Genomic DNA, 24,677 nt, shown 5'->3' with positions numbered 1-24,677 from the left:
GCCGCCAGCGGCGCACCGCCCTCGTTCGTGAGGCGTATATAGTCGCCACCAACCAGAACTGTCAACAGTCATCGACGATGTTTTTGAACTTTTTGCGACAGAAGTTTTGGCGCCGGCGGACTGCCCCAAGGGAACATTGGCGTTGTCAAAAGGAGCCCTATTGCCGCCGCATTGCCGTTCGACACCAAGGCCAACAAAGAAGGGCTCCGCGCGGCCCGCGAGGTGCCTTCCTATAAGAGCCCAAAGCGGGGTCTGCGCATCACGGTTCGGAGCCTCCTACAAGAGGATAAAGACGCCTCTCTACAAGGGGCTGTAAAACAGAGCGTGTGAATGGGGATTCGCCGCTTCGTTGACTTCACCCGCCGTGACAGGCAAATGTCATGGCCCAACAGAAGCGAAAAGCCGTTCCGCCCGGGGAAGAAGCAGCCTTTCTGGATGCCAGACACGGAAGATGTCATAGCCGAACTCGGCAATGAGCCGCCGCTGATCGCGGATGGCCGCAGCGGCCCGCCCGACCGGCGCGAAGTTTCGGCGCGCTGGCTGTCGGGCACCTTTCTTACCGGCGTGACCTCGAGTGTGCTGATGGGCGTGGCGTTGTTTGCCGCCCTTGACGGCCGCCAGCAGCTGGCAACCCCGCCCGAAATCGCCGAACTGGCCCAGCTCGAAAGCGGCGGCGATTCCGGCGAGGTCGCCAAGACCACCAGGCTGGTGGCGCCGCGCCAGATCGCCAAGGCCAAGGACCGCCGGCGCATGGAAGTGTCGATGGTGACCAAGGTCGGCGACCGCGACGTTATCCACACCATGCCGTTCGTGCAGATCAAGATGGCGCTGGCAGCCGGCCACACCACCAACCGCGCCTATCCGCCTTTCGACCCGATGCAGGTGTTCGGCGACGATGGCGACTCGACGCCGGCGCAGCCGGCGACGGCTTCCGCAGTTGGCGGCCAGATCTACGGCGCCAAGGTCGAAAGCGAGATGAGCCTCAAGACAGTCGATTTCCCGGTCGAGACGGCCTCCTTCGACGAAAAAAGCGACCTGTCCGCCGACGAGGTTGAAAAAGTGGTGCGCGAAGCCGGCACCGACCTCAGCGACGGCGCCGTGCAGGTCGCCTCCCTGCATTATGTCGACCCGCAGCGATTCGGCGATGCCTTCGCCGAATCGATGGCCGGCTCCTACGACGTCAAGATCGTGCCGGAAAACGTCTCGGTGGCGCCGCGCGTCGCGCTCGACGACCAGACCCCGGCTTTCGCCGAGGAAATCATTCCCTTCACCAGGGACCGCGACATTGCCGAGGCTTTCGCTGATTCGGGCTATACGGGCGATGACGCCACCGGCATGGCGGAGGCGATCGGCAAGCTGCTCAACGCACCGGCGCTGAAGGCCGGAACCGTGCTGCGCGTCGGGCTCGAGGTACATGGCGACGCCGCCAAGGTCGTTCGCACCAGCGTCTATGACAAGACAACGCACATCGTCACCATCGCGCTCGACGACCGCGGCCAGTATGTGCCGGCGCAGGAACCGGAGCCGAACCCCGAATTGCTGACAGCGTTCGATGATTCGTCGGCGCCGGTGGTGGTGCGCGGCAATCTGCCGAACGTCTATGACGGCATCTACCGCGCCGCCTATTCCTACGGCATGTCGAAGAAGCTGACCCAGCAACTGGTCAAGCTCCTGGCCTCCGGCGTCGACTTCCAGTCCCGGCTCAATCCATCGGACCGCATCGACGTGCTGTTCTCGCAGCCGGACGGCGACGACCAGGCCTCCGACGAATCGGAACTGCTCTATGTCTCGTCGACCTTCGGCGGTCAGACGCGCAATTTCTACCGATTCCAGATGCAGGACGGCTCGACCGACTATTTCGACGAGGATGGTTCGAGCGCCGAGCAGTTCCTGCTGCGCAATCCCCTGCCCGCCGGGAAATTCCGCTCCGGCTTCGGCGCCCGCCGGCATCCGATCCTCGGTTATGTCCGCATGCATACCGGCGTCGACTGGGCGGCGCCGATCGGAACGCCGATCATCGCCGCCGGCAACGGCACCATCGAAAAGGCCGGCTGGGCCGGCGGCTACGGCAAACAGATCATCATCCGCCATGCCAATGGCTACGAGACCTCCTACAATCACCAGAGCGCCTTTGCCAAAGGCATCGAACCGGGCGTTCATGTCCGCCAGGGCCAGACCATCGGCTTCCTCGGTCAGACCGGCCTCTCCACCGGTCCGCATCTTCACTACGAGCTGATCGTCAACGGCACCAAGGTCGACCCGATGCGCGTGCGCCTGCCGGTCGGCAAGGTGCTGAAGGGCGACGACCTGGTCGCTTTCCAGCGCGAGCGCGAGCGCATCGATGAACTGCTCAAGCAGGAAGACAGCAATCCGCTGAAGGTCGCGAGCGCCAAGATCGAAGGCTAATGCATGTCGCCCAGAAGTGTGCCGCGGCTCTGGGACAAGGACATGCGTCAAAACAAAGACTAAAGCGCGTCGTATGAATCCGTTTCAGCGCGACGCGCTTTAAGCCGTCACACTCGACGCCGGCGAATCATAATCGCCCCATCAGAGCATTCCGAATCGGGTCGGCTCCGAATCAGGTCGACTGCTCCTCTTCGGCTCGTGACCAAGGCAGCTTTTGCCCCGAAACGGTGGCCCAGGCGATAACAGCGGCAAGGAGGCAAAGCACGGCCGTCACTGTCGACACGGCCGCGAACGCCGCATCGCTGGCGGCGAGCCGTGTTGCATCAAGGTCTGGCGCCAGGCCGGCCAATGCCGGTTCGCCGAATCCCGGGATGCCCGGCCTGACGCTGGTATCGAGCATCGTCGAATAGACCCAGGCCGCGAGCGAGCCCATCGCCGCCACAGCAATCAGCCCGCCAATGCGCGAAACTGCATTGTTGATGCCGGAAGCGGCGCCGGTATCCTTGTCCTCAACCGCGGTCATGACCGCCGTCGACAGCGGCGACACAACCAGCGCCATGCCGAGCCCCATCACCGCCATCATCGGAAAGATACCGGTCCAGAAATTGTGCATGCCGGCATGAGTGAGCAAAGCCAGCCCGGCAAAGGCGATGGCGACCACCAGGCAGCCGCTGGCGATCGGAAAACGCGGACCGATGCGATCCGACCACTGGCCGACGAGACCCGACAGCAGCGCGATCGACGCCGACAACGGCAGGAAGATGAAACCGACCTCTTTGGTGCTCAGCCCCCATCCGGCGATCAACAGCATCGGCAGGTAGAACAGATTGGCCGACAACGCGAAATACAGGAAGAAGGTGGCGAGGTTGGCGCCGGCGAAGGCGCCGATCCGAAACAGCTTAAGATCGATCATCGGCTCGCGCTGCCGAAGCTCGAAGACGATGAAGATGATAAGCAGCACGGCGCCTGCGGCGATGCTCGGCCCCGACATCAGCCCGCTGCCTTCGGCGCTCATCGAGGTCAGTCCGTAGGCAAGCGCCCCGAAGGCAAGCGTGGCGAGAGCGGCGCCGCCGAGATCGAGGCTTCGCTTCTCCGTCGGCGCGTCGGCGGGAATCTTGGCCAGCAGGAGATAGATCGAGATCAGCCCGAGCGGCAGGTTGACGGCGAAGATCGCCCGCCAGATACCGCCGCCAAAGGCCGACAGGACGAAGCCACCGAGCACTGGACCGAGCGCCGTCGTCAGCGCCGAGGCGGCGGCCCAGATGCCGATCGCCCGGCCGCGCTCCTTCTTCGGATAGGCCTTGGCGATGATGGCGAGGCTGCCCGGCACCATGATCGCTGCACCAAGGCCCTGAATGGCGCGAAAGGCGATGAGCACCAGCGCATTCGGCGCCACCGCGCAGGCCAGCGAAGCGACGATGAACAACGCAATGCCGGCAACGAAGGCGCGCCTGAGGCCAAACCGGTCGCCGGCGGCGCCGCCGGCCAGAATCAGCGCCGACAGCGTCAGCGCATAGGCGTTGGAAATCCACTGGACCTCGGCCAGGCTGGCGCCGAGGTCGACGCGCATTGCCGGCATGGCAATGGCCAGGATCGACCCGTCGATGAAGCCGAGCGCTGACGCAAGGATCGCCGCAACCAGCACGAACTTGCGCTGCGACTGCGGGCAAAATGTACCGTTGGAAAGAGACCTGGTCAGGGGAACGGCTGCGGCTTCGCTCGGAGACTTCATGAGCGTCTGCTTAGACTTGTTGCGGGCCGGCAACAACCAGCCAGCGCCCTGCGCTCATGAATCCAGCTTTGGATATCGGTCTGCCTTATGGGCAGGCCGACATCACTGCGCTGGAGCGCTCACTTGCTCCGCAACATCATCGGCCGAGGGACCGCCGACGAACTCGACGGTGACGCCCGGCGACACCAGCTTGGCCAGTTCACGCGCATCCCAGTTGGTCAGGCGCACGCAGCCATGGCTTTCGGTCTTGCCGATCTTGGAGGGATCGGGCGTGCCGTGAATGCCATAGGTCGGCTTGTCCAGCGCAATCCACACCGAGCCGACCGGGCCGTTCGGACCCGGCGGGATGGTCAGGATCTTGTCGTTCTGGCCCTGCTTGAAATTGATGCTGGGGTTGTAGGTGTAGTTAGGATCGAGCGCGACGCGCGACACCGTATGGGTGCCGGTCGGCGAGGGCGTGTCGGCTGAACCGATGGTGGCCGGATAGGCCGCGACCAGCTTGCCACCGGCGTCATAGGCGAACACCTGCTTCTTGTCCTTGTCGGCGACGATGCGGGCAACCGGCGTCGCCACCAGCCTGCCGAAATTCGCGACCTTGATGATGGTGCCGGGACGGCTGAAGTCGGCCTCGGGATTGAGCCCCTTCAGGTAGTTCTCGTCCATGTGGAAGCGTTCGGCCAAGGCTTCGGTGACGGAGGTGTAAGCCATGCGGTCGAGCTGTGCCTTCTGGCTGTAATCTTCCGGTATCGAGGCGACGTAAGGGCCGGCCGCGTCTTCGGGCGTGATCGTATAATTGGCGAAAGCATCGCCACCGGTTTGCGCCAGCGCAGCCTGGATGCCGACGGCGTCGGTCGAGCGCAGATTGCTGCCGGTGATCTGGTTGTAGGCGGCAAGCGCCTTGTCGACATTGGAGCCGAAGCGCCCGTCGACGACGCCGGGTGAAGCGCCGGCGCGGTCAAGCAGCACCTGCAAGGCGGCTACATCCTGGCGTGCGCCGAGTGAAAGCGAGGGATCGACCACGGTCTTGCCACCGGCTTTCGGCGGCAGCGCGGCCTGGCCGGCGGGCGCCGCCGGTTCGGCGGGATCGATAGAGGCTTCGTTCAGCGGCTGGCGCTTGACGGGCCGCGGTTCAGCGGATTTCGGCGCTTCCGGATAGGTGTCTCTGTCATTGGCATCATCCTGCGGAGCGGCCCCCAGGAATCTGTCGCTTTCAGGATCGTATTCATCAATCGGCGGGCCGGGGATTCGTCCCTGATCGTCCAGTTGCCTGCGGCGGAAACGCGCCATGTCTTCGGGATCGTCGAGATAGTAGCGGTCGTCGTCTTCGACCGGTGCGCGTCCAAGCTCACGTGCCCGCATTTCCCGGCGCAGCGCGCGGCGGTCGAGCCTGGTCTGCGGCGGCTGGATGGCGATGACCTTGCCGGTCTCGGCATCGACGATGACGCGGTTGCCCCTGGCGTCGTAATAGATGTCGAGATTGCCGTCCTGGGCAAGCACAATGCCGCCGCTATCGGCGGCGCGGACCGCCGGCAGTGCGTTGTCCATAGTCGGCGATGCCATGGCGCTGGACGTGAGCAGCCCGGCGGCGAGCACCGAAAAGGCAAGGATCGTGCGGAACATGGTGGTCAAACTCTCCGGTACTTACAGCGCCGCGCGTCCGTTTGGACGCGCAAAGGACGCTGTAACACTTCATGTCTGCGCATGATCCTTTCCGAAAATCGAATTTCGATTTTCGGGGTCATGCGTAATTTCCGCCGCCCGGCAGTGTTCCCACCAGAACGTTCTCGCCACCGTTTGGATGCGCAAGGAACGCCCTGGTCGTCAAAAGCCTGCAGGCAAACCCCTTCGCCAGCAAACCACAACATAAGCTTTCCAACATGAACCGGGCATGAAGATGGCGGATTACTGGTTGCTACAGGCCCAATTCCTTGCGCGTCTGCTTCGTCAGCTTGAGGACGACGAGGCGGTGGCTTTCGCCGAGATAGTCCTTCAGCGCATCATCATCCATGCTCTGGCTTGTCTGACGCTGGATCCATTTCATGCCGCGCGAGGCGAGATAGGGCGCCGGCCGGCAGCCGGGCTGATCCTTCAGCACGTCGAAAGCCATTTCAGAGCATTTAAAGGTGACGAAGACGCCACCCTCCCGGTCATGGCCGGCGATGGTGAAGACCTTGCCACCGACTTTCCAGACATCGGCGCCGCCCCACTGCACGACGTGCGTCGTCTGCGGCAGCGAGGCGCAGAAGCTGTTGTAGTCGTCCAGCGTCATCTGCACCCTGTCAAAGGCTTGTTTCACAAGAAAATGCCGCGCGTCCGGTCGGACGCGCGGCGTTGGATCAGGCTGCCGCGTCGGTCGGCACCACAGTGGGCCTGGACCGAAAATTCAACCGGTCGGAGCCGGCGGTGACCTTGACGGTCGAGCCGTCGAGGATCTCGCCAAGCAGGATTTTTTCCGCCAGCGGATCTTGCAGGTCCTTCTGCATCACCCGCTTCAGCGGCCGAGCGCCATAGGCCGGGTCGTAGCCCTTCGCCGCCAGCCAGTCGATCGATTCCTGGTCGAGCGACAGTGTGATCTTGCGGTCGACGAGCAGATTTTCCAGCCGCTTGAGCTGGATCTCGACGATGCGACCCATATCCTGCCGGCGCAGCCGGTGGAACAGGATCACCTCGTCGACGCGGTTGAGGAACTCCGGCCTGAACGAGGCTCTCACCACGCTCATAACCTCGTCGCGCACGGCATCGACATCCTGCTCTTCGCCGAGATTGACCAGATATTCGGCGCCGAGGTTCGACGTCATGACGATCAGCGTGTTGCGGAAGTCGACCGTGCGGCCCTGCCCGTCGGTCAGCCGCCCGTCGTCGAGCACCTGCAACAGCACGTTGAAGACATCCGGATGCGCCTTCTCGATCTCGTCGAACAGCACGACCTGATAGGGCCGGCGCCGCACCGCTTCGGTCAGCGCGCCGCCTTCCTCATAGCCGACATAGCCGGGAGGCGCGCCAATCAGCCGGGCGACCGAGTGCTTCTCCATGTATTCCGACATATCGATTCGCACCATGGCGCTCTCGTCGTCGAACAGGAAATTGGCCAGCGCCTTGGTCAGTTCGGTCTTGCCGACGCCGGTCGGTCCGAGGAACATGAACGAGCCGATCGGCCGGTTCGGATCCTGCAGCCCGGCCCGGGCACGACGCACGGCCTTGGACACCGCCTGTACCGCTTCGCCCTGGCCGACGACTCGCTTGCCGATCTCGTCTTCCATGCGCAGCAGCTTGTCGCGCTCGCCCTGCAGCATCTTGTCGACCGGAATGCCGGTCCAGCGCGACACGATATGGGCGACGTGGTCGGGCGTGACCACCTCTTCGACCATGCCGGCCTTGCCGTCCTGGGCTTCGGCTTCCTTCAGCTTCTTTTCCAGTTCCGGGATCTTGCCATAGGCAAGCTCGCCGGCGCGCTGGAATTCACCCTTGCGCTGGGCAATGGCGAGGTCGTTGCGGGCCGCGTCGAGCTGCTTCTTGAGGTCAGCGGCGAGGCCAAGCTTCTGCTTCTCCGACTGCCATTTGGCGGTGATCTCGGTCGATTCCTCCTCGAGGCCGACGAGTTCCTTTTCGAGACGCGCGAGCCGGTCCTTTGACGCCTCGTCCTTCTCGACCTTCAGTGCCTCGCGCTCGATCTTGAGCTGCATGATGCGGCGATCGATTTCGTCCAGCGCCTCGGGCTTGGAATCGACCTGCATCCTCAGCCGCGACGCGGCTTCGTCGACAAGGTCGATCGCCTTGTCCGGCAGGAAACGGTCGGCGATGTAGCGGTTGGACAAGGTCGCCGCCGCGACCAGCGCCGAATCCGAGATGCGCACCTTGTGGTGCTGCTCGTACTTCTCCTTCAGGCCACGCAGGATCGACACGGTATCTTCCACCGACGGCTCGTTGACGAAGACCGGCTGGAACCGGCGGGCAAGGGCCGCGTCCTTCTCGACATGCTTCCTGTATTCATCGAGCGTGGTCGCGCCGACGCAGTGCAGTTCGCCGCGCGCCAGCGCCGGCTTCAACAGGTTCGAAGCGTCCATGGCGCCATCGGCCTTGCCGGCGCCGACCAGCGTGTGCATCTCGTCGATGAACAGGATGATGCCGCCGGCCGCCGAGGTGACTTCGTTGAGCACGGCCTTCAGCCGCTCCTCGAACTCGCCGCGATATTTGGCGCCGGCAATCAGCGCGCCCATGTCGAGCGCCATCAACTGCTTGTCCTTCAGCGATTCCGGCACGTCGCCATTGACGATGCGCAGCGCCAGGCCTTCGGCGATCGCCGTCTTGCCGACGCCCGGCTCGCCGATCAGCACCGGGTTGTTCTTGGTACGCCGCGACAGCACCTGGATGGTGCGGCGGATCTCATCGTCACGGCCAATCACAGGGTCGAGCTTGCCGGCGCGGGCATCGGCGGTGAGGTCGCGCGCGTATTTCTTCAGCGCGTCATAGCCCTGCTCGGCGCTCGCCGAATCGGCGGTACGGCCCTTGCGGACGTCGTTGATCACCTGGTTCAGCGCCTGCGCTGTGACGCCGGCCTTGGACAGGATATCGGCCGTCTTGGCCGACTTCTCCATCGCCAACGCCTGCAGCAGTCGCTCGACCGTGACAAAACTGTCGCCGGCTTTCTTGGCCAATTCCTCGGCGGTCGAAAACACCTTGGCCAGCGGCTGCGCCAGATAAAGCTGGCCGTTGCCGCCTTCCACCTTGGGCATGGCCTCAAGGGCGGTCTCGACGCCGAGCTTGACGTCGCGCACGTTGCCGCCGGCGCGCTCTATCAGCGAGGCGGCCAGCCCCTCATCGTCATCGACGAGGACCTTCAGCATATGTTCGGGAGTGAATTGCTGGTGATTGCGCGAGAGCGCCATGGTCTGGGCGGACTGAATGAATCCGCGGACGCGCTCGGAGTATTTCTCGAGGTTCATATCTGTCTCCTTCCATCACCGGCCCGCTTTGCGGCACCGGATCAGATTGCGGTGACGGACCCGCTCATCCGAGCCGGGTCCAGTTCACGCCAGATATGGGGCGCAAGCCATTGCCGCTCAAGACGTCCGGCTGATGATATTGCATGGCCGAGCAAACGAAAACGGCGGAGATTTCTCTCCGCCGTTTCACCGACTTATGTCTTGTGGGTCAGTTGTTGGCGTCGACGGCGAACGGGTCGCCGGCCGGGCTTTCGGCCGGCGCCGCATCCACCACGTCAATAGCGGCAGCGGTCTCGCCGGCGCCATCCACCACCTGGCCACCACCAGACTGTTCGTCACCGACCTGATCGGCATTGTTGCGCGGGCGGCGCGGACGCCGCGGGCGACGGGCAGCGCCGCTCTCGGCGGCTGCCTCATTGAGTTCGGCCCGGGCGGCAAGAGCCGCCGGCGACAGGTTTTCGTACAGCGGCGCCCGCTCGGAGAAACCGCTCTCGGCTTCGGGCTCAACCGCGGAAACGGTTTCCGCCTGTGCCGGGGTTTCGGTGAAGCGCTGCTGGTCGCCGCGCTGGCCGTTCTGCTCGCCACGCTGGTCGTTCTGGCCATAGCCGCCATTGGGGCGGCGGTCACGGTTGCGGCCATTGTTGTCGCGGCCGTTGTTGTTGCGGCCATTATTGTCACGGCCACTGTTGTTCTCGCGGCCGTTTTCCTGGCCGTATGCGAGTTCGGCCGGCGTGCCCTCAATCGTCGGCTGCGGACCGTTGCCGTGGTTCGCCATCGGCGCTTGAGTCTCGCCGCCATTGCCGCTGCCGGCATTGTCAAAATCGTCGCGATCTTCATCGTCGTCGAATTCGTCGCGGTTCTGCGGGGCATTCTGGATCGGCATCTGCGCCTGTGCGGCGGCAATGATGCGGTTGTAGTGCTCGGCGTGCTGGAGGTAATTTTCCGCCATAACCCGGTCGCCGGAGCTTTGCGCATCACGGGCCAGAGTGGCGTATTTTTCGGCGATCTGCTGAGCCGATCCACGGATTTTCACGTCCGGGCCGTTGCTCTCGTAGTTGCGCGTCAGGGGATTTGGGCCCTTGCGGTTGTTGTTGTTGTTATTGTTGTTGCCACCGCCGCCGCCATTGTTGTTGCGACCGCGCATGCGCCTGTTCTGCTGTTGTGGCCTCATAAGACTCTCTTCATCTTGAAATTTTCGAAAAACGTTTCACGAACGGAGGCGCTCATGCAGCCAGCCGTTTCGTTTCTTCACCGGCGTTCGCCCGCATCAATTGCGTTGGCGCCACGTGTCATCCTGTTCCGGTTACATCACTTGCCGGACGATTCCCGCACGAAGCTTGGGCGTCGTTTGCGCAAGAAGGCAGCTATTTCCAAGGAAAACCGAATCGCTAAGAGCACTGCCTGCTTCGTCTCATCCGGTTAGGGCGGACCCTAGCCGCATTCCCCGGCATTGCCAAGCGCTTTTTTGCACTGCGTCAAGGCTTTCCCTGTTCAAACATAAGAACCCTGTCGTTTCCGCCAAGATCGACAAATGCCCCGGCCAGCCTGTAGCCGGCTGCCGCGAATATGTCTTTGACCTCATTGCGCTGCGTGTGGCCGATCTCGACCGCTATCTTGCCTTCTGCTTCCAGAAACTTTGCCGCCTCGGCGGCGATGATCCTGTAAGGGCCAAGACCGTCCACACCGCCATCAAGGGCTCTGTGTGGATCGAAATCGCGGACCTCGTCCTGCAGATTTCCAATGTCTCCAGACGGTATATAGGGAGGGTTTGCGGCAATTACATGGTATCGGCCCGAAACTTTTTCGAACCAGTCGGACTGCAGCCCCACGAACCGGCCGGCGAGTCCGAGTTGCTCGGCATTGCGTATCGCGGTTGCCAGCGCGTCTTGTGAAACATCGACCCCGGTGGCGGTCGCGGCCGGAACCGCGCTGAGCAGCGCCAGCGCAATCGCGCCGGTACCGGTGCCGAGATCGAGGATACGGCATAGCCCTAGCCTTTCGGCCGTCGCGCCGGCAAAAGGGAGGATCGCCTCGACCAGCGTTTCGGTGTCCGGCCGCGGCTCCAGCGTTTCCGGCGACAGCGACAGCCGCAGGCCGTAAAACTCGCGAAACCCGAGGATGCGGTGCACCGGTTCGCCGGCCATGCGGCGCTGCAGAGCAGCGCCGATTGCGGCAACCGCACCCGCATCGACCGTCCGTTGCGGGTCGGCGATCGCCTGCGTACGGTCCGTGCCGGAAAAATGTTCGACGATCAGCCTGGCATCCAGCGCCGAGTCGGAAAGGCCGGCCGCGGCAAGCCGCTCCCGCGCCACCCGCAACAACGGCCCGAGCGCGCCGGGCAACATGTCAGCCATCGAGGCCAATATCGGCGAGCAGCTTCGACTGATGGTCGGCAATCAGCGCATTGATGACCTCATCGAGCTCGCCCATCATCACCCGGTCGAGCTTGTAGAGCGTCAGGTTGATACGATGGTCGGTAAGGCGGCCCTGCGGGAAATTGTAGGTGCGGATGCGCTCCGAACGGTCGCCCGAACCAACCTGCGATTTGCGTGACTCCGAGCGCTCCTCGTCCGCCTTGCTGCGCTCGAGGTCGTAAAGCCGCGCACGCAGAATCTGCATGGCTTTCGCCCGGTTCTGATGCTGCGACTTCTCCGCCTGCACCACCATGATACCGGTCGGCAAATGGGTGATGCGCACGGCCGAATCGGTGGTGTTGACGTGCTGGCCACCCGAACCCGAGGCGCGCATCGTGTCGATGCGGATGTCTTCGGCGCGGACGTCGATGTCGACCTCTTCGGCTTCCGGCAGAACGGCCACCGTCGCCGCCGAGGTGTGGATGCGCCCGCTGGCCTCGGTCGCCGGCACGCGCTGCACGCGGTGCACGCCGGATTCGAATTTCAGATGGGCAAAGACGCCCCTACCGGAAATGGTGGCGATGATTTCCTTGAAGCCGCCGGCATCGCCGTCGCTGGCCGACACCGTCTCGAAGCGCCAGCCGCGTTCGGCGGCATAGCGCTCATACATGCGAAACAGGTCGCCAGCGAACAATGCCGCCTCATCGCCGCCGGTGCCGGCGCGGATTTCAAGGATGGCGTTCTTGTCGTCGGCCGCGTCCTTGGGCAACAGCAGGATCTGGATGTCCTTCTGCAGCTCTTCGATTCGCGCTTCGACGCCCGGCAAATCTGCCTCCGCCAGGGCCCGCATCTCTGCGTCGGTGCCCTTGTCGGCAAGCATCGCCTCGAGGTCGGCTTGCTCGCGCTCGACTGAGCGCAGTTCCCTGACCTTGGCCACCATGTCCTGCAGCTCGGCATATTCGGAAGCCATCTTCACATAGGCATCGGCCGCCGGGCCGGCCGACATCTGCGCTTCGAGCATCTCGAAACGCTTGACGACCTGATCCATACGCTCGCGGGGAAGATTGACCATGGCTAATGCTATAGCGGGATGGAGCGGTCGTCGGCGAAGGCCTGCAGCAGCGCCCGCATCGGCAGCCCTTGAGCTGGCGCCATCAGATTGTCGGCAAAGAAAGCCTCCAATTCCTCCAGTGGCAGTTCGGTCAACATCGCCTTGACCGGGCCGATCGAGGCTGGAGACATCGAGATCGAGCGGTAGCCGAGGCCGATCAGCGCCATGGCGGAAATGGGTTTTCCGGCAAGCTCGCCGCACAGCGTCACCGGCGTGTGGTTGCGAACCCCGGCGTCGGCGATCTGCTTCAGAACCCGCAGGAACGGCGTCGACAGCGTGTCGAAGCGGTCGGAGAGCTGCGTGTTCCCCCGATCGACCGCCATGACGAACTGGAACAGGTCGTTGGAGCCGACCGAGACGAAATCGACCGCCTTCATCAACTCGTCGAGCTGGAACAGCAGCGACGGCACTTCCAGCATGGCGCCCACCTTGAGGCTGGTCGGCAGATGGTGGGCAAAGCGGGAGAGATGTCGCACTTCGCGGTCGATGATCTCGCGCGCCTGGGCGATTTCGCCGAGCTCGGTCACCATCGGCAGCATCAGCTTCAGTTCGCGCCCGCCGCAGGCCTTCAGCAGAGCGCGGATCTGGGTCCTGAGCAGACCCGGCCGGTCGAGCGTCAGCCGGATCGCGCGCCAGCCGAGCGCAGGGTTTTCTTCCTGGACAGCGCCCTTGAAGTAGGGCAGCACCTTGTCGCCGCCGATGTCGATGGTGCGGAAGGTGACCGGCTTGCCACGCGCCGCGTCCAGCACGTCGCGGTAGAGCCGCTCCTGCGCCTCGGCGCGCGGGAAGGTCGAGGCGACCATGAACTGCAATTCGGTGCGGAACAGGCCGATGCCGGCCGCACCCGCCTCGGCCAGCTGCGGCAGGTCGACGGCCAGGCCCGCATTCATCAGCAGGTCGACCTGGACGCCGTCCTTGGTCACCGACGGCTTCTTGCGCAGTTCCCGGTAGACTTCCTGCCGGCGCGCCCGGAAGCGCACTTTTTCGGCATAGGCAGCTTCGAGGTCGGGCTGCGGCCGCAGATGGATGGTGCCTTCCTCGCCGTCGACGATGATGGCATCGCCGTTTTCCGCCATGGAAACGGCGCCCTTCATCTGGCCGGCGACCGGAATGCCCATGGCGCGCGCTACGATGACGACATGGCTGGTGGCAGCGCCGTCTTCCAGCACCACGCCGCGCAGCTTGTCCCTGGGATAATCAAGCAGTTCGGCCGCGCCCATCGAGCGCGCGACCAGGATGGCATCCTTCGGCAGTGACGCCGCGACGTCGTCAGGCCCGCGCCCCATCAGCTGGCGCAGCAGCCGGTTGGCGAGATCGTCGAAGTCGCTCATCCTCTCGCGCAAATAAGGATCGGTCATGTGCAGCATGCGGGCGCGCATGTCGCTCTGCACCTTTTCCACCGCCGCTTCCGCCGTCAGGCCGTTGCGGATCGCCTCTTCCAGCCGGCGCACCCAGCCGCGGTCGTTGGCAAACATGCGATACGCCTCGAGCACCTCGCGATGTTCTCCCTCGAAGGCGACATCGCGCCGCTCCAGCATGTCGTCGATGGAAAGCCTGAGCGAACCGAGCGACGTCTCCAGCCGGCGCACCTCTTCCTCACTGTCCTCGTTGAACAGATTGGTGACGACGATGCGTGGCTCATGCAGCACGACATGGCCGAGGCCGACACCCTCGTTGAAGGACAGGCCGGTAAAGCTGACGGGACGGCGCAGGTCGAGTTCGAGGCCGGGCCGGGTCAGGCGCGCGAGATCGCCGGTGGCGATCATCTCGGCGATCACCATGGCGGTCGTTTCCAGCGCCTCGACCTCGTCGTCGCGGTAGTGGCGCATGGTCTTGTTCTGCACCACCAGCACGCCGAGCGTGCGCCCTGCCCTTAGTACCGGCACGCCGAGGAAGGAATTGTAGATCTCTTCGCCGGTCTCCGGCAGGTAGGCGAAGGCCGGATGTTCCTGCGCATTGGAGAGGTTGAGCGGCCGCGCGCTGGCGGCAATGGTGCCGACGAGGCCCTGCCCCAGCCGCAGCTGCGCCAAATGGACGGCGTTCGGGTTCAGACCTTCGGTGGCATAGAGTTCGAGCACCGAATCGGCGCGCAGCACATAGAGCGAGCAGACCTCGGCGACCATGTTGGAGGCGATGTCGCGCACGATCCGGTCGAGCCGCTCCTGCGGCTCCAGCGGCTCCTGCATGAGCTCGCGCAGCCGTTTCAGCAGAACGCGCGGGCCACTGGCCGTATCACGCATCGCGGCTTCTTCTCCAATGGGCATTTTGCCCGCCGCAGTTTCCACTGCCACCGGCGCACACGCAACAACTCAAATCGCTCTCGCTACTGCTTATCCAGACCGTACACGGAATGCAAAGTGCGAACCGCGAGTTCCGTGTAGGGACCGTCGATCAGTATCGAAATCTTGATCTCGGAGGTGGTGATGGCGCGGATGTTGATCGCCTTGTCGGCCAGCGCCTTGAAAGCGGTGGCGGCCACACCGGCATGGCTGCGCATGCCGATGCCGATGACCGAAACCTTCGACATGCCGGCTTCCGACTGCACCACGTCATAGCCGATCGAAGCCTTCAGACGCTCCAGCACGGCCAGCGCCTTGTCCACGTCGCCGGAGGGCACGGTGAAGGTCATGTCGGTGAACTTGCCGTCCTCTGAGATGTTCTGGACGATCATGTCGACATTGATGTTGGCCTCGGCCAGCGGGCCGAAAATGCCGGCGGCAACGCCCGGGCGGTCGCCGACGCGGCGCAGAGAAATCTGCGCTTCGTCCTTGGCGTAGGCAATTCCGGTGACGACCTGCTGTTCCACGATCTCTTCCTCGTCGCAAATGAGCGTTCCCGGAGGATTGAGCAAATCCCCCATTCCGGGCGCATCGGGATCGTCGAAGGACGACCGCACGAACGTACGCACCCTGTGCACCATGGCAAGCTCGACCGAGCGCACCTGCAAGACCTTGGCGCCGAGCGAGGCCATTTCGAGCATTTCCTCGAACGAAATCTTGTTGAGCCGCCGCGCCTTCGGCTCGATGCGCGGATCGGTGGTGTAGACGCCGTCGACATCGGTGTAGATGTCGCAGCGGTCGGCCTTGACCGCCGCGGCAATGGCCACCGCGCTTGTGTCGGAGCCGCCGCGGCCGAGCGTGGCGATGCGGTTGTCCGGGCCGATGCCCTGGAAGCCGGCGACGACAGCCACCTGGCCCTCGCCGAAGCGCTTGATCAGGAACGCGCCGTCAATGTCGAGGATGCGCGCCGCGCCATGCGCGTTGTCGGTCTTGATCGGGATCTGCCAGCCCTGCCAGGAGCGGGCATGGACGCCCATATTCTGCAGTGTGATCGCCAGCAGGCCGGCAGTCACCTGCTCGCCCGAGGCGACCACGGCGTCATACTCGCGCGCGTCGTGCATGGGCGAGGCTTCGCGCGTCCAGCCAACCAGTTCATTGGTCTTGCCCGCCATCGCCGAAACCACGACAGCGACCTCATGGCCGGCGTCGACCTCGCGTTTGACGTGACGCGCCACATTGCGGATGCGGGCGATGTCGGCGACGGAGGTTCCGCCGAATTTCATCACGATGCGCGCCATGGAAGCGAAATGCCTTTGACTGAAGCCGGCCCAGGACCGAAAGGGGAAGTAAGCGCTCGACAGAAGCCGGCCGCTGAATGCGCGCCTCCTTAGCCAAATGATCACGGTTTCGCAAGGCTGGCGGCGGATGCCGGCTTCAGGATCGAGGCATATTGCGTTCGGCCCCGCCGCCGCTTACCAAATGCTGCCCGCGGGAAACTCCTTTTGGTCCGGCATATCGAATGATTGTTCGCCTTCGACGCGCCATGCGGTGGCAATCGCTGCCGCTGTTCATCGGCTTCGCCGTGCTGGCGTTGATCGTCGGCACACGCGCCGTGCTGGTCGAGACCCAGAGAGCCAATCGTGAGGCCGCGCGCGAGGCGGTCGAGTATCAGGAATTGCTTTCCGGTTTGCTTGCGATGGCTCAGGAGGCCGAGACCAGCCAGCGCGGCTATCTCCTGACCGGCGAGAAATCCTACCTCCAGCCTTATCGGCAGGCGGTCGACGCCATTCCGGGCCAGCTTGCCCGCATCGACGGCATGACCGCCCCGGACGACGAACTCGTACAGCAGATCAACCACGTCAAGGACGCGCTTTCACAAAACCAGGCCGAATTGGCTGAGACGATTGCACTCTACGATCGCGGCGATGCGGCAAAAGCTCTGGAACTGGTCCGCAGCGGCCAGGGCAAGGCCGCCATGGACCAGATCCGGGCCAGCATGGACACGATCCGGCGCATTGGCGGCGCAGCCATCGCGGCGCGCGACGCCCACACCGACCGGGTCGAAAACTGGCTGCGCATCGGCTCGATAGCGGCGCTGCTGGCGATCTTCCTGCTTGGCGCCTACACGGTTCGCCTTTCGCGCCGCCGGTTCCGCGCAGTGGCGATCGCCCAGGAAGAGCTGATGCGCAAGAACATCGAGCTCGGCAACGAAATCCAGACGCGTGAAAAGGCCGAATCGCAGATCCGCCAGATGCAGAAGATGGAGGCTGTGGGCCAGCTGACCGGCGGTATCGCCCACGATTTCAACAACATGCTGGCGGTGATCATCAGCGCCATGAACCTTGCCCAGCGCAAGCTGGCGCGGGGCGAGCACGACATCATGAAATTCATCGAAGCGGCGACCGATGCGGCGACCCGGGCCGCAAACTTGACGTCACGGCTGCTTGCCTTCTCGCGCCAGCAGCCGCTCGCGCCTCAGGTTGTAGACGCCAATCGTCTGGTCACCGGCATGTCGGACCTGCTTCGGCGGGCGCTCGGCGAAACCATCCGCATAGAAACCGTGCTGGCTGGCGGCCTGTGGAAGACCCATGCCGATCCGAGCCAGCTCGAAAATGCCATTCTCAACCTGGCGGTCAATGCGCGCGACGCCATGGGCGAGGACGGCAAGATGACCATCGAGACCGCCAACAGCCACCTCGACGAGGGCTACGCCGCCACCCATGCCGAGGTCAAAGCCGGCCAGTATGTGATGATCGCGGTCAGCGACACCGGCCCCGGCATGCCGGCGGACGTCATGGAGCGGGCTTTCGAGCCATTTTTCACCACCAAGCCGGTCGACAAGGGCACCGGCCTCGGGCTGAGCCAAGTGTTCGGCTTCGTCAAACAGTCCGGCGGACACGTCAAGATCTACTCGGAACCCGGCCAAGGCACCACGATCAGGATCTACCTGCCGCGCTTCTTCGGCCCGGAAGAGGCCGCCATATCTTCGGAACGAGCCGGAAATCCTGCCGTGCCGGTCACCGAAACCATCCTTGTCGTGGAGGACGATCCACGCGTGCGGGCTTCCACCACGGATGCCATGCGCGAACTCGGCTACACCGTCATTCATGCCGCAAGCGGCCAGGAAGCGCTGGAAAAGCTGGGCGACAACCCTGGTGTGGCGCTCATGTTCACCGATATCGTCATGCCGGTGATGAATGGGCGCAAGCTCGCCGAGGAGGCGCTGGCGCGCATGCCGAAGCTGAAGGTGATCTTCACCACCGGCTTCACCAGGAACGCCGTCGTCCACAATGGCGTGCTCGACCATGACGTGCATTTCCTGGCCAAGCCCTTCACCATCGAGCAGCTGGCGGCGAAATTGCGCGACGTGCTGGACGCAAGATGACCGAGACCCTGGAAATCGTCACCTTTCGCCTCAAGCCTGGAGCGGAAGCGGCCTTTGCCGCCGCCAACAACCTGGTCGCCGACTGGCTGGCGCGGCAACCTGGTTTCGTAAACCGCTGCCTGGCGCGGCGGGACGATGGCGGATGGGTCGATGTGGTGCGCTGGCGAAGTCGCGAGCAGGCTCTCGCCGCCGCGGGCCGCATCATGGCCGAGATCGGCGATTGCGAAGCGATGCGGGCCATCGATCCCGCAAGTGTTGCGATGGAACATTCGGCAATTGTGATCTCGAGGCCATAGGTCGACTAGCCAGCAGTCGCAAAAACCGTCCTTGACTTTCTTGCCCCGGCACCCGACTTCCTAGCGTCCGAGGAGACCCGCCCCATGCCAGAGGCCCGACGATCGACAATCGATGCCGGAGAAGTGGAACGCTTTTCCGCGCTTGCCGCCGAATGGTGGAACCCGAACGGCAAATTCCGTCCGCTGCACAAATTCAACCCGGTCCGGCTTGCCTATATCCGGGACCAGGTGGCGGCGCGCTTTGGCCGCGATCCGCGGGCGGCGCGGCCGTTCGAAGGCCTGCGTTTCCTCGATATCGGCTGCGGCGGTGGGTTATTGTGCGAGCCGATGGCAAGGCTTGGCGCCGAAGTGGTCGGCGCCGACGCCTCGGCAACCAACATCGAGGTGGCGAAGCTGCACGCGGCCGAAGGCGGCGTGACGGTGGATTATCGCGCTACGACCGCTGAGGATTTGGCCGATTCCGGCGAGAAATTCGACGTCGTCCTCAACATGGAAGTTGTCGAGCATGTTGCCGATGTCGACCTGTTCATCGGCAAGTGCGGCGAGATGGTCAAGCCCGGCGGCATCATGTTCGTGGCTACCATCAACCGCACGCTGAAGGCACTGGGCCTGGCCATCATCGGCGCCGAATATGTGCTGCGGTGGCTGCCGCGCGGCACCCACCAGTTCGGCAAGCTGGTGCGGCCCGAAGAGCTTGAAAAGGCGCTCGGCAGCGCCGCCATGACCATCATCGACCGTACCGGCGTGACCTACAATCCTCTCGCCGACCGCTGGGCACGCTCCAAGGACATGGACGTCAACTATATGGTGCTGGCGGAAAAACGATCGGTCTGAACGAAGGGGCGGCCGTGGACACTATGAGGGCCCGAGAGCTGGCGCTCGATCTGCCCGAAACGGTCGAGCAATCGCATTTCGGCAAGGCTGACTTCCGCGTCCGCAACCGTATCTTCGTCTCGCTGCCCGAAGCCGACCGTGCTGTCGTCAAGCTCGACCGCGACCAGCAAGAGATGATGGCCGCGGCTGAGCCATCGGTTTTCAGGCCCGTGACAGGCGGCTGGGGCCAAAAGGGATGGACGTCGATCATGCTCGAAGCCTGCGACGAACAGACATTCCGCAGCGCAGTTCGGACGGCCTGGCGAAACGTCGCCCCGCCGGCGCTACGGAAGCGCCTCGACGCGAGCCAAATTTGAGCTTGAGCAGTTCGAGCAAAGTGTGAAGCGGTTTTCCCGGGAAAAGCGCATAGCGCTTTGCCTAGGGAATTGCGTAAACCAAAGACCCTATGCCTTCTGGCTCTGCGCCTTGGTGGTGATGATCACGCCGATGGTGATGATCACCGCGCCGGCCCAAGTCAGCAACTGGTAGTGCTCGCCGAGGAAGATGGTTCCGGCAAACAGGCCGACGGCCGCCGCCACATAGCCGATCTGGCTGAGATAGACCGGACCGCCCACGGCCTGCAGCCGGAAGAAGAAGGCAAACATCGCCGAGGCCGAAGCGACTTGCGCCACGACAACCAGCGGCACGGCCCTGAGCGGGGCGAAAGCGCCGACGCCGAACAGCGCGAGAATGCCGATCAGCAGCAGCGTCGCCGAGGCCAGGTGGCTGCCGACGGCCAGTTCGATCGGACCGGTGCCTTCGGGCCAGTCGACGGTGCGATAGATATTGCCGGCGGCAAGGCTGACCGGGATCAAAAGTCCGACCAGCACCCAGTAGACATCGGCCGGCTGGCCGGCCTCGCCGCGCGTCACCGCCACCATGACGGCGCCGATGAAGCCGACGGCGATACCAATACTGCCGAGCGTATTTGGCCGTCGAACGCCGAGCAGGATCGAAAACACCAGTGTGATGACCGGCGACAGCGTGAACATGATGCCGGTATAGCCGGCGCCGAGATGCGGGATAGCCGAAAACATCAGCAGATTGGGCACGGCGTAGGACACGGCGGCGGTGATGAAGAAATAGCGCAGTCTGTGCGAGGTGAGCCGCATGCGCTCGCCGTTCGCGAGCAACGCGCACAGCAGCACGCCCCCGGCGCCGAACGAGATGACGAAGGCCCAGACCATGGCCGGAACGCCGGCAGCCGTCGCCAGCTTGCCGAACGGCAGGGTCAGGCCGAGCAGGCCGCCGGTGACGACCAGCAGGCCAAGCGCCGATTCCCAGAGAAATTTCATCGGATGGTCCCGTCACTCACTTGCGGCACTGGGTCGAAACTGTATCTTGAGGTAGCATACCACAAAGATTCTTAACGTCAAGATACTTAGCGGTGAGACAAATGGATCGCGCGGCAAAGGCGGTGGAGCAATGGAAGCGGGAACGGCCGGACCTGGAGGTGTCGCCAATGCTGGTGCTTGGGCGGCTGAACGAAGCCTCGTCGCTAATCGCCCGCGAGCGCCTCGCCCCGCTGTTTGCCCGTTTCGGACTGCAGGCCGGCGAATTCGATGTGCTGGCGACGCTGCGCCGCTCCGGCCAGCCCTACGCGCTGACACCGACCGCTCTATACGAGGCGACGATGGTGACCTCTGGGGCCATGACCAACCGGCTCGACCGGCTTGAGAAGGCCGGACTGATCCTGCGCGGCCCGCACCCCAACGACCGGCGTGGCATTGTCGTGCAACTGACCGAAAAAGGTCTGGCCTTGATCGATGAGGCCGTGACCGCCCACGTCGCCAACGAGCATGAAATCCTTGCCGGGCTCACCGGCACGGAGCGGGGAGCACTGGCTCAGTTGCTTGGCAAATTGATCGATAGCGCCAGCTGATCGCTCAGTTGCGCTCCTCTGGAAAACTCGGGATCGGCATGAAATCGATGCCATCCTCGGCCAAGCTCTTGGCTTCGTCCAACGTCGCCTCGCCATAGATGCCGCGCGCATCGCTCTCGCCGAAATGGATCTTGCGCGCTTCTTCGGCAAACTTGTCGCCGACATAGTCGGCATTCTCGCGCACCTTCTCGGCCATCGCCTTCAGCTGCGCCAGCGCCTGCTTCTGGGTTTCGCCCATGGCCAGCGCAATTGTTTCCTGCTTCCGCGCTGTGGAGACGGCTGGCGCCATCAGCGCCTTTTGCACCTTGTGCGAGCCGCAGCTCGGGCAATCGACGAAGCCGCGCTTCTTCTGCGTGTCGAAATCGTCATTGCTGCGAAACCAGCCCTCGAATTCGTGCTCGTGCTCGCAGATCAGGGCAAAGCGGATCACGAAGCCGCGCCCCTGAGCCGCGGCGCTTCCACTGCGCCGGCATTGACGGCAAAATCACGCGCGTTCTTGAGATTGGGGATTTTCTTACGCGCGGCCGACGACTGCGCCGTGTCGATCTCGGCGATGATCACCTCCGGATCGTCATGGTCGGCCTCGGCGAGAATTCGACCCCATGGGTCGACGATCAGCGAATGGCCATAGGTTTCGCGGCCATCCTCATGCAGGCCACCTTGTGCTGCAGCAACCACATAGGCGCCGTTCTCGATGGCACGGGCTCGCAGCAGCACATGCCAGTGCGCCTCGCCGGTCTGGCGGGTGAAGGCGGCAGGCACCGACAAGAGGTCGGCGCCGGCCATCGCCTCGGCGCGGAACAGCTGTGGAAAGCGTAGATCGTAGCAGACGGCAAAGCCGAGACTAGCGCCGTCGATCTCGGTGACGACGGCCTCGGTGCCCGGCTCATAGGCGGCGGATTCGCGCCAGCTCTCGCCATTGTCGAGGTCGACATCGAACATGTGGATCTTGTCGTAGGTGGCAAGGGTGGCGCCGTCCGGCCCAAACAGCAGCGCCCGGTTGGCGAGCTTGCCGTCGGTGCGCAGGATGGCGGTCGAGCCGATGTGCAGGAAGACGCCGAGTTCGCTGGCGAGCTTGCGCGCGGCCGCCACGACGATGTCCTTGTCTTCCAAGGTGAAGGAAGCAGCCCTGGCTTCCTTGTCGCGGATCAGCGCACCGGTCATTTCCGGGGTCTGGATGTAGGTTGCACCGAGGCCTGCCGCTTCGCGCACCAGCCGTTCGAGATCGACCGCGTTGCGCTCGGGGCTCTCGCCCGAACGCATCTGGATCGCCGCCGCCTTGAAAATACCCATCGTCACGTCCTCTTTGAGCAATTCCAGGAAAAGTATGTAACGGTTTTCCGTCCGGAATTGCGTAAAAACAAAGACATAGAGCGGCGCTACGAACCGCTCTTTGTCGTCGAGCCGTTGGCAAGCAGCCTATCCAGCTGCCCCCGTGCCTCCAACTCGTGGAGGTCGTCGGAGCCGCCGACATGCGTGTCGCCGATGAAAATCTGCGGAAAGGTCGAGCGGCCATGCGCCCGCGAAATCATTTCCTGGCGCAATTCCGGCGAAAACGAAGCGTCATGCTCGGTGTAGGCGACGCCCTTGCGGTCGAGCAGCCGCTTGGCCGCCGCGCAATAGCCGCACATCATACGGGTGTAAATCGTCACATCGAGCATCGGTCCGTGCCTTTCCTCGACCTTATATAGTCGCGGACTCGTCGGCCCGAAAGTCCCCCGGCAGGACACGCGCGAAGGTCAGCACATCGACCGCTCCGGCGCCGCCCTTCTTCAGCGCCCTGGCGACCGAGCGCACGGTGGCGCCGGTGGTGTAGACATCGTCGACCAGAAGCACGCGGCGCCCAGTGATCTCGATTTCGGCTTCCGCAGGCACACGGAAGGCGGCGCGGACATTGGCCTCGCGCTCCTGCCGCTCCAGCCCGACCTGCTGGCGCGTGAGCTTGACGCGCCGGACCGCCGAGGGCGAGAAAGGCAGCCCGCTAAGCTGCGCAACCGCCCTTGCCAACTCCGCCGACTGGTTGAACTGCCGGCGAAAGAAGCGCCGCCAGTGCAGCGGCACCGGTACGACGACATCGGCGTCTGCAATTAGCTCAGCGCCGGCGCGCAGCATCCAGCGCGCCATCCACGGCGCCAGATCGGTGCGATCCTGGTATTTCAGACCTTGCACCATCTGGCGGGCGACACCTGAATAGGCCACGGCCGCCCGCGCCCGCTCGAACGGCGGCGGATCGGCGATCGCCTCGGCCGACAGGAATCCCTCGCCCATATCGTGCGTGAATGGCGTGCCCATCACCGCGCACCATGGCCGCTCCAGCAGCCTGAGTTTCGGCCAGCAGGCACCGCACAAAACGCCGGGTTGCGAGACGTGCCTGCGACAGCCGGCACAGACCGGCGGGAACAGCATCCGCGCCGGCCAGTCCAACATGGCCAGTTTCAACATGGTTTGAGCGAGGCTCTTGATCTCCATCACCGGATCGGCCACGTGGTTTTGTCGTCCGCGCCAGGATATCACTAGACGGACAAACAGGGATGTCTACCGTTGCAGCCGATCATCGATACTGAACTTTGGCTGGTGCGCAAGCGCAGGGCGCTGGCCCACCCCGTAGCCGGCGCGGATTTTCTGATGCGGCGGGCGGCGGAAGACCTTGCCGACCGGCTCGGCGCGGTCGAGCGGAAATTCGGCAAGGCCGCGGTGCTGTTTTGCCAGACGCCGGACGCAACGGACGTGGTCGCTGCAAGCGGCAAGGCAGCGGAGATCGTGCGCGTCGAGGCAGATCCAGCGTTTCTGGACGGCCGGCCAGGGCTGATAGCACCGCTGGAAACAGTGCCGTTCCAGCCGGAAAGCCTCGACCTCGTCGTTTCACTTCTGTCGTTGCAGGCGATGAACGACATTCCCGGCATGCTGGTGCAGATCCGCCGCGCTCTGCGGCCCGACGGGCTTTTCCTCGGCGCCTTTGCCGGCGCCGGCACTCTTTCCGAATTGCGCGAAAGCCTGCTCGCCGCCGAGACCGAACTCTATGGCGGCGCCAGCCCGCGTGTCATCCCCTTCACCGATGTTCGCGACGCCGGCGCACTGCTGCAGCGCGCCGGACTGGCGCTGCCGGTGGCCGACGTCGAAACGGTGACCGTCCGCTACGATACCCTCTTCGACCTCATTGCCGATCTCAGGGCGATGGGCGAAACCAGCGCGCTGACTGATCGCAGCCGGCGACCGGGAGCGCGAAAGCTTTTTACCCGTGCCGCCGAAATCTATGCCGAACGCTTTTCGGACGCTGATGGCCGCATCAGGGCAAGCTTTTCCATCGTCTGGATGTCGGGCTGGGCGCCCGATGCCTCGCAGCAAAAGCCCTTGAAACCGGGTTCGGCGAAGGTCTCGCTGAAGACGATACTGGAAAACCCCGGCGGGCGGTGACG

General features: G+C 63.9%; 21 protein-coding genes. 7 read left to right on the top strand and 14 right to left on the bottom strand.

All coding sequences use genetic code 11. From position 1 onward, the window contains the following. Positions 1-435: 435 nt before the first annotated feature. On the top strand, positions 436-2,406 hold the full coding sequence (locus NKJ78_RS20565; protein WP_023737476.1) for a M23 family metallopeptidase: 1,971 nt from the start codon (positions 436-438) through the stop codon (positions 2,404-2,406). Positions 2,407-2,578: 172 nt separating this feature from the next. Here NKJ78_RS20565 and NKJ78_RS20560 read toward each other — a convergent pair whose 3' ends face one another. The 9 genes from NKJ78_RS20560 to NKJ78_RS20520 all read right to left on the bottom strand — a co-directional run bounded on the left by NKJ78_RS20560 (position 2,579) and on the right by NKJ78_RS20520 (position 16,123). After that, positions 2,579-4,138, bottom strand: a complete 1,560-nt coding sequence (locus NKJ78_RS20560) for an MFS transporter (RefSeq protein WP_023737475.1) — start codon at positions 4,136-4,138, stop codon at positions 2,579-2,581. A gap of 102 nt (positions 4,139-4,240) precedes the next feature. Next, entirely contained in the window at positions 4,241-5,758 is a 1,518-nt protein-coding gene (locus NKJ78_RS20555) for a L,D-transpeptidase family protein (RefSeq protein WP_023737474.1), read from the bottom strand. Between the two features lie 292 nt (positions 5,759-6,050). Next, a complete protein-coding gene (locus tag NKJ78_RS20550; RefSeq protein WP_023737473.1) occupies positions 6,051-6,407 on the bottom strand; it encodes an MmcQ/YjbR family DNA-binding protein in 357 nt (118 codons plus the stop codon). Between the two features lie 67 nt (positions 6,408-6,474). Beyond that, positions 6,475-9,081, bottom strand: a complete 2,607-nt coding sequence (clpB, locus tag NKJ78_RS20545) for an ATP-dependent chaperone ClpB (RefSeq protein ID WP_023701437.1) — start codon at positions 9,079-9,081, stop codon at positions 6,475-6,477. 208 nt (positions 9,082-9,289) lie between these two features. After that, a complete protein-coding gene (locus NKJ78_RS20540) occupies positions 9,290-10,252 on the bottom strand; it encodes a DUF4167 domain-containing protein (RefSeq protein WP_352459766.1) in 963 nt (320 codons plus the stop codon). A 304-nt stretch (positions 10,253-10,556) separates the two neighbouring features. Then, positions 10,557-11,435: a peptide chain release factor N(5)-glutamine methyltransferase gene (gene prmC / locus NKJ78_RS20535; protein ID WP_023737470.1), complete on the bottom strand. Its 879-nt coding sequence runs from the start codon at positions 11,433-11,435 to the stop codon at positions 10,557-10,559. After that, positions 11,428-12,507, bottom strand: coding sequence for a peptide chain release factor 1 (gene prfA, locus NKJ78_RS20530; RefSeq protein WP_023737469.1), 1,080 nt, complete (start codon positions 12,505-12,507; stop codon positions 11,428-11,430). The genes prmC and prfA overlap by 8 nt, the downstream gene beginning before the upstream one ends. Positions 12,508-12,515: 8 nt before the next feature. Further along, complete coding sequence (gene ptsP / locus NKJ78_RS20525) at positions 12,516-14,786, bottom strand: phosphoenolpyruvate--protein phosphotransferase (protein ID WP_023672972.1); 2,271 nt, start codon at positions 14,784-14,786, stop codon at positions 12,516-12,518. Between the two features lie 83 nt (positions 14,787-14,869). After that, positions 14,870-16,123: an aspartate kinase gene (locus NKJ78_RS20520; RefSeq protein WP_023685777.1), complete on the bottom strand. Its 1,254-nt coding sequence runs from the start codon at positions 16,121-16,123 to the stop codon at positions 14,870-14,872. 245 nt (positions 16,124-16,368) lie between these two features. Here NKJ78_RS20520 and NKJ78_RS20515 point away from each other — a divergent pair, with 245 nt between their 5' ends. The 4 genes from NKJ78_RS20515 to NKJ78_RS20500 all read left to right on the top strand — a co-directional run bounded on the left by NKJ78_RS20515 (position 16,369) and on the right by NKJ78_RS20500 (position 19,696). Then, positions 16,369-18,210 (top strand): CHASE3 domain-containing protein, encoded by a 1,842-nt coding sequence (locus NKJ78_RS20515; RefSeq protein WP_023737468.1) that lies wholly within the window; start codon positions 16,369-16,371, stop codon positions 18,208-18,210. After that, positions 18,207-18,506: an antibiotic biosynthesis monooxygenase gene (locus NKJ78_RS20510; protein WP_023685779.1), complete on the top strand. Its 300-nt coding sequence runs from the start codon at positions 18,207-18,209 to the stop codon at positions 18,504-18,506. The genes NKJ78_RS20515 and NKJ78_RS20510 overlap by 4 nt, the downstream gene beginning before the upstream one ends. Before the next feature lie 84 nt (positions 18,507-18,590). Further along, on the top strand, positions 18,591-19,340 hold the full coding sequence (gene ubiG, locus NKJ78_RS20505) for a bifunctional 2-polyprenyl-6-hydroxyphenol methylase/3-demethylubiquinol 3-O-methyltransferase UbiG (RefSeq protein WP_023672976.1): 750 nt from the start codon (positions 18,591-18,593) through the stop codon (positions 19,338-19,340). Positions 19,341-19,363: 23 nt separating this feature from the next. Further along, on the top strand, positions 19,364-19,696 hold the full coding sequence (locus NKJ78_RS20500; protein WP_023685781.1) for an MmcQ/YjbR family DNA-binding protein: 333 nt from the start codon (positions 19,364-19,366) through the stop codon (positions 19,694-19,696). An 87-nt stretch (positions 19,697-19,783) separates the two neighbouring features. Here NKJ78_RS20500 and NKJ78_RS20495 read toward each other — a convergent pair whose 3' ends face one another. Beyond that, positions 19,784-20,674: a DMT family transporter gene (locus NKJ78_RS20495; RefSeq protein ID WP_023693996.1), complete on the bottom strand. Its 891-nt coding sequence runs from the start codon at positions 20,672-20,674 to the stop codon at positions 19,784-19,786. Between the two features lie 101 nt (positions 20,675-20,775). Between NKJ78_RS20495 and NKJ78_RS20490 the strand changes: the two genes are divergently transcribed. Next, positions 20,776-21,261, top strand: coding sequence for a MarR family winged helix-turn-helix transcriptional regulator (locus NKJ78_RS20490; RefSeq protein WP_023701431.1), 486 nt, complete (start codon positions 20,776-20,778; stop codon positions 21,259-21,261). A gap of 4 nt (positions 21,262-21,265) precedes the next feature. On the opposite strand, the gene NKJ78_RS20485 is transcribed toward NKJ78_RS20490, so the two are convergent. The 4 genes from NKJ78_RS20485 to NKJ78_RS20470 form a co-directional block, all read right to left on the bottom strand. Then, positions 21,266-21,691 carry a DUF1178 family protein gene (locus NKJ78_RS20485; protein WP_023672980.1) on the bottom strand — a complete coding sequence of 142 codons (426 nt, stop codon included), beginning with the start codon at positions 21,689-21,691 and terminating at the stop codon, positions 21,266-21,268. Then, on the bottom strand, positions 21,688-22,554 hold the full coding sequence (locus tag NKJ78_RS20480) for a carbon-nitrogen hydrolase family protein (protein ID WP_023672981.1): 867 nt from the start codon (positions 22,552-22,554) through the stop codon (positions 21,688-21,690). The genes NKJ78_RS20485 and NKJ78_RS20480 overlap by 4 nt, the downstream gene beginning before the upstream one ends. An 86-nt stretch (positions 22,555-22,640) precedes the next feature. Continuing rightward, the gene (grxC, locus tag NKJ78_RS20475; protein ID WP_023672982.1) at positions 22,641-22,922 is read right to left on the bottom strand and encodes a glutaredoxin 3; all 282 of its coding nucleotides are present in this window, start codon (positions 22,920-22,922) and stop codon (positions 22,641-22,643) included. A 22-nt stretch (positions 22,923-22,944) separates the two neighbouring features. After that, on the bottom strand, positions 22,945-23,730 hold the full coding sequence (locus tag NKJ78_RS20470; RefSeq protein WP_196814971.1) for a ComF family protein: 786 nt from the start codon (positions 23,728-23,730) through the stop codon (positions 22,945-22,947). Positions 23,731-23,802: 72 nt separating this feature from the next. On the opposite strand from NKJ78_RS20470, the gene NKJ78_RS20465 reads away from it, so the two are divergent. Then, positions 23,803-24,675 (top strand): methyltransferase domain-containing protein, encoded by an 873-nt coding sequence (locus tag NKJ78_RS20465; protein ID WP_023733657.1) that lies wholly within the window; start codon positions 23,803-23,805, stop codon positions 24,673-24,675. The last annotated feature ends 2 nt before the right edge of the window (positions 24,676-24,677 follow it).

This window comes from Mesorhizobium sp. M0037, assembly GCF_040323635.1.
Taxonomy (GTDB): Bacteria; Pseudomonadota; Alphaproteobacteria; order Rhizobiales; family Rhizobiaceae; genus Mesorhizobium.
Note: the sequence above shows the minus strand (reverse complement) of the source record. Positions and strands in the feature narration are given on the sequence as shown.

Excerpts from the sequence above, each read along its gene's own strand:
- clpB (WP_023701437.1), bottom strand. The coding sequence starts at position 9,081 with ATGAACCTCGAGAAATACTCCGAGCGCGTCCGCGGATTCATTCAGTCC.
- ptsP (WP_023672972.1), bottom strand. The coding sequence starts at position 14,786 with ATGCGTGATACGGCCAGTGGCCCGCGCGTTCTGCTGAAACGGCTGCGC.
- NKJ78_RS20500 (WP_023685781.1), top strand. The coding sequence starts at position 19,364 with ATGAGGGCCCGAGAGCTGGCGCTCGATCTGCCCGAAACGGTCGAGCAA.
- NKJ78_RS20490 (WP_023701431.1), top strand. The coding sequence starts at position 20,776 with ATGGATCGCGCGGCAAAGGCGGTGGAGCAATGGAAGCGGGAACGGCCG.
- NKJ78_RS20510 (WP_023685779.1), top strand. The coding sequence starts at position 18,207 with ATGACCGAGACCCTGGAAATCGTCACCTTTCGCCTCAAGCCTGGAGCG.
- NKJ78_RS20480 (WP_023672981.1), bottom strand. The coding sequence starts at position 22,554 with ATGGGTATTTTCAAGGCGGCGGCGATCCAGATGCGTTCGGGCGAGAGC.
- NKJ78_RS20560 (WP_023737475.1), bottom strand. The coding sequence starts at position 4,138 with ATGAAGTCTCCGAGCGAAGCCGCAGCCGTTCCCCTGACCAGGTCTCTT.
- NKJ78_RS20565 (WP_023737476.1), top strand. The coding sequence starts at position 436 with ATGCCAGACACGGAAGATGTCATAGCCGAACTCGGCAATGAGCCGCCG.
- NKJ78_RS20550 (WP_023737473.1), bottom strand. The coding sequence starts at position 6,407 with ATGACGCTGGACGACTACAACAGCTTCTGCGCCTCGCTGCCGCAGACG.
- NKJ78_RS20555 (WP_023737474.1), bottom strand. The coding sequence starts at position 5,758 with ATGTTCCGCACGATCCTTGCCTTTTCGGTGCTCGCCGCCGGGCTGCTC.
- NKJ78_RS20515 (WP_023737468.1), top strand. The coding sequence starts at position 16,369 with ATGCGGTGGCAATCGCTGCCGCTGTTCATCGGCTTCGCCGTGCTGGCG.
- NKJ78_RS20495 (WP_023693996.1), bottom strand. The coding sequence starts at position 20,674 with ATGAAATTTCTCTGGGAATCGGCGCTTGGCCTGCTGGTCGTCACCGGC.
- NKJ78_RS20540 (WP_352459766.1), bottom strand. The coding sequence starts at position 10,252 with ATGAGGCCACAACAGCAGAACAGGCGCATGCGCGGTCGCAACAACAAT.
- ubiG (WP_023672976.1), top strand. The coding sequence starts at position 18,591 with ATGCCAGAGGCCCGACGATCGACAATCGATGCCGGAGAAGTGGAACGC.
- prmC (WP_023737470.1), bottom strand. The coding sequence starts at position 11,435 with ATGGCTGACATGTTGCCCGGCGCGCTCGGGCCGTTGTTGCGGGTGGCG.
- prfA (WP_023737469.1), bottom strand. The coding sequence starts at position 12,507 with ATGGTCAATCTTCCCCGCGAGCGTATGGATCAGGTCGTCAAGCGTTTC.
- grxC (WP_023672982.1), bottom strand. The coding sequence starts at position 22,922 with ATGCTCGATGTGACGATTTACACCCGTATGATGTGCGGCTATTGCGCG.
- NKJ78_RS20520 (WP_023685777.1), bottom strand. The coding sequence starts at position 16,123 with ATGGCGCGCATCGTGATGAAATTCGGCGGAACCTCCGTCGCCGACATC.
- NKJ78_RS20470 (WP_196814971.1), bottom strand. The coding sequence starts at position 23,730 with ATGGAGATCAAGAGCCTCGCTCAAACCATGTTGAAACTGGCCATGTTG.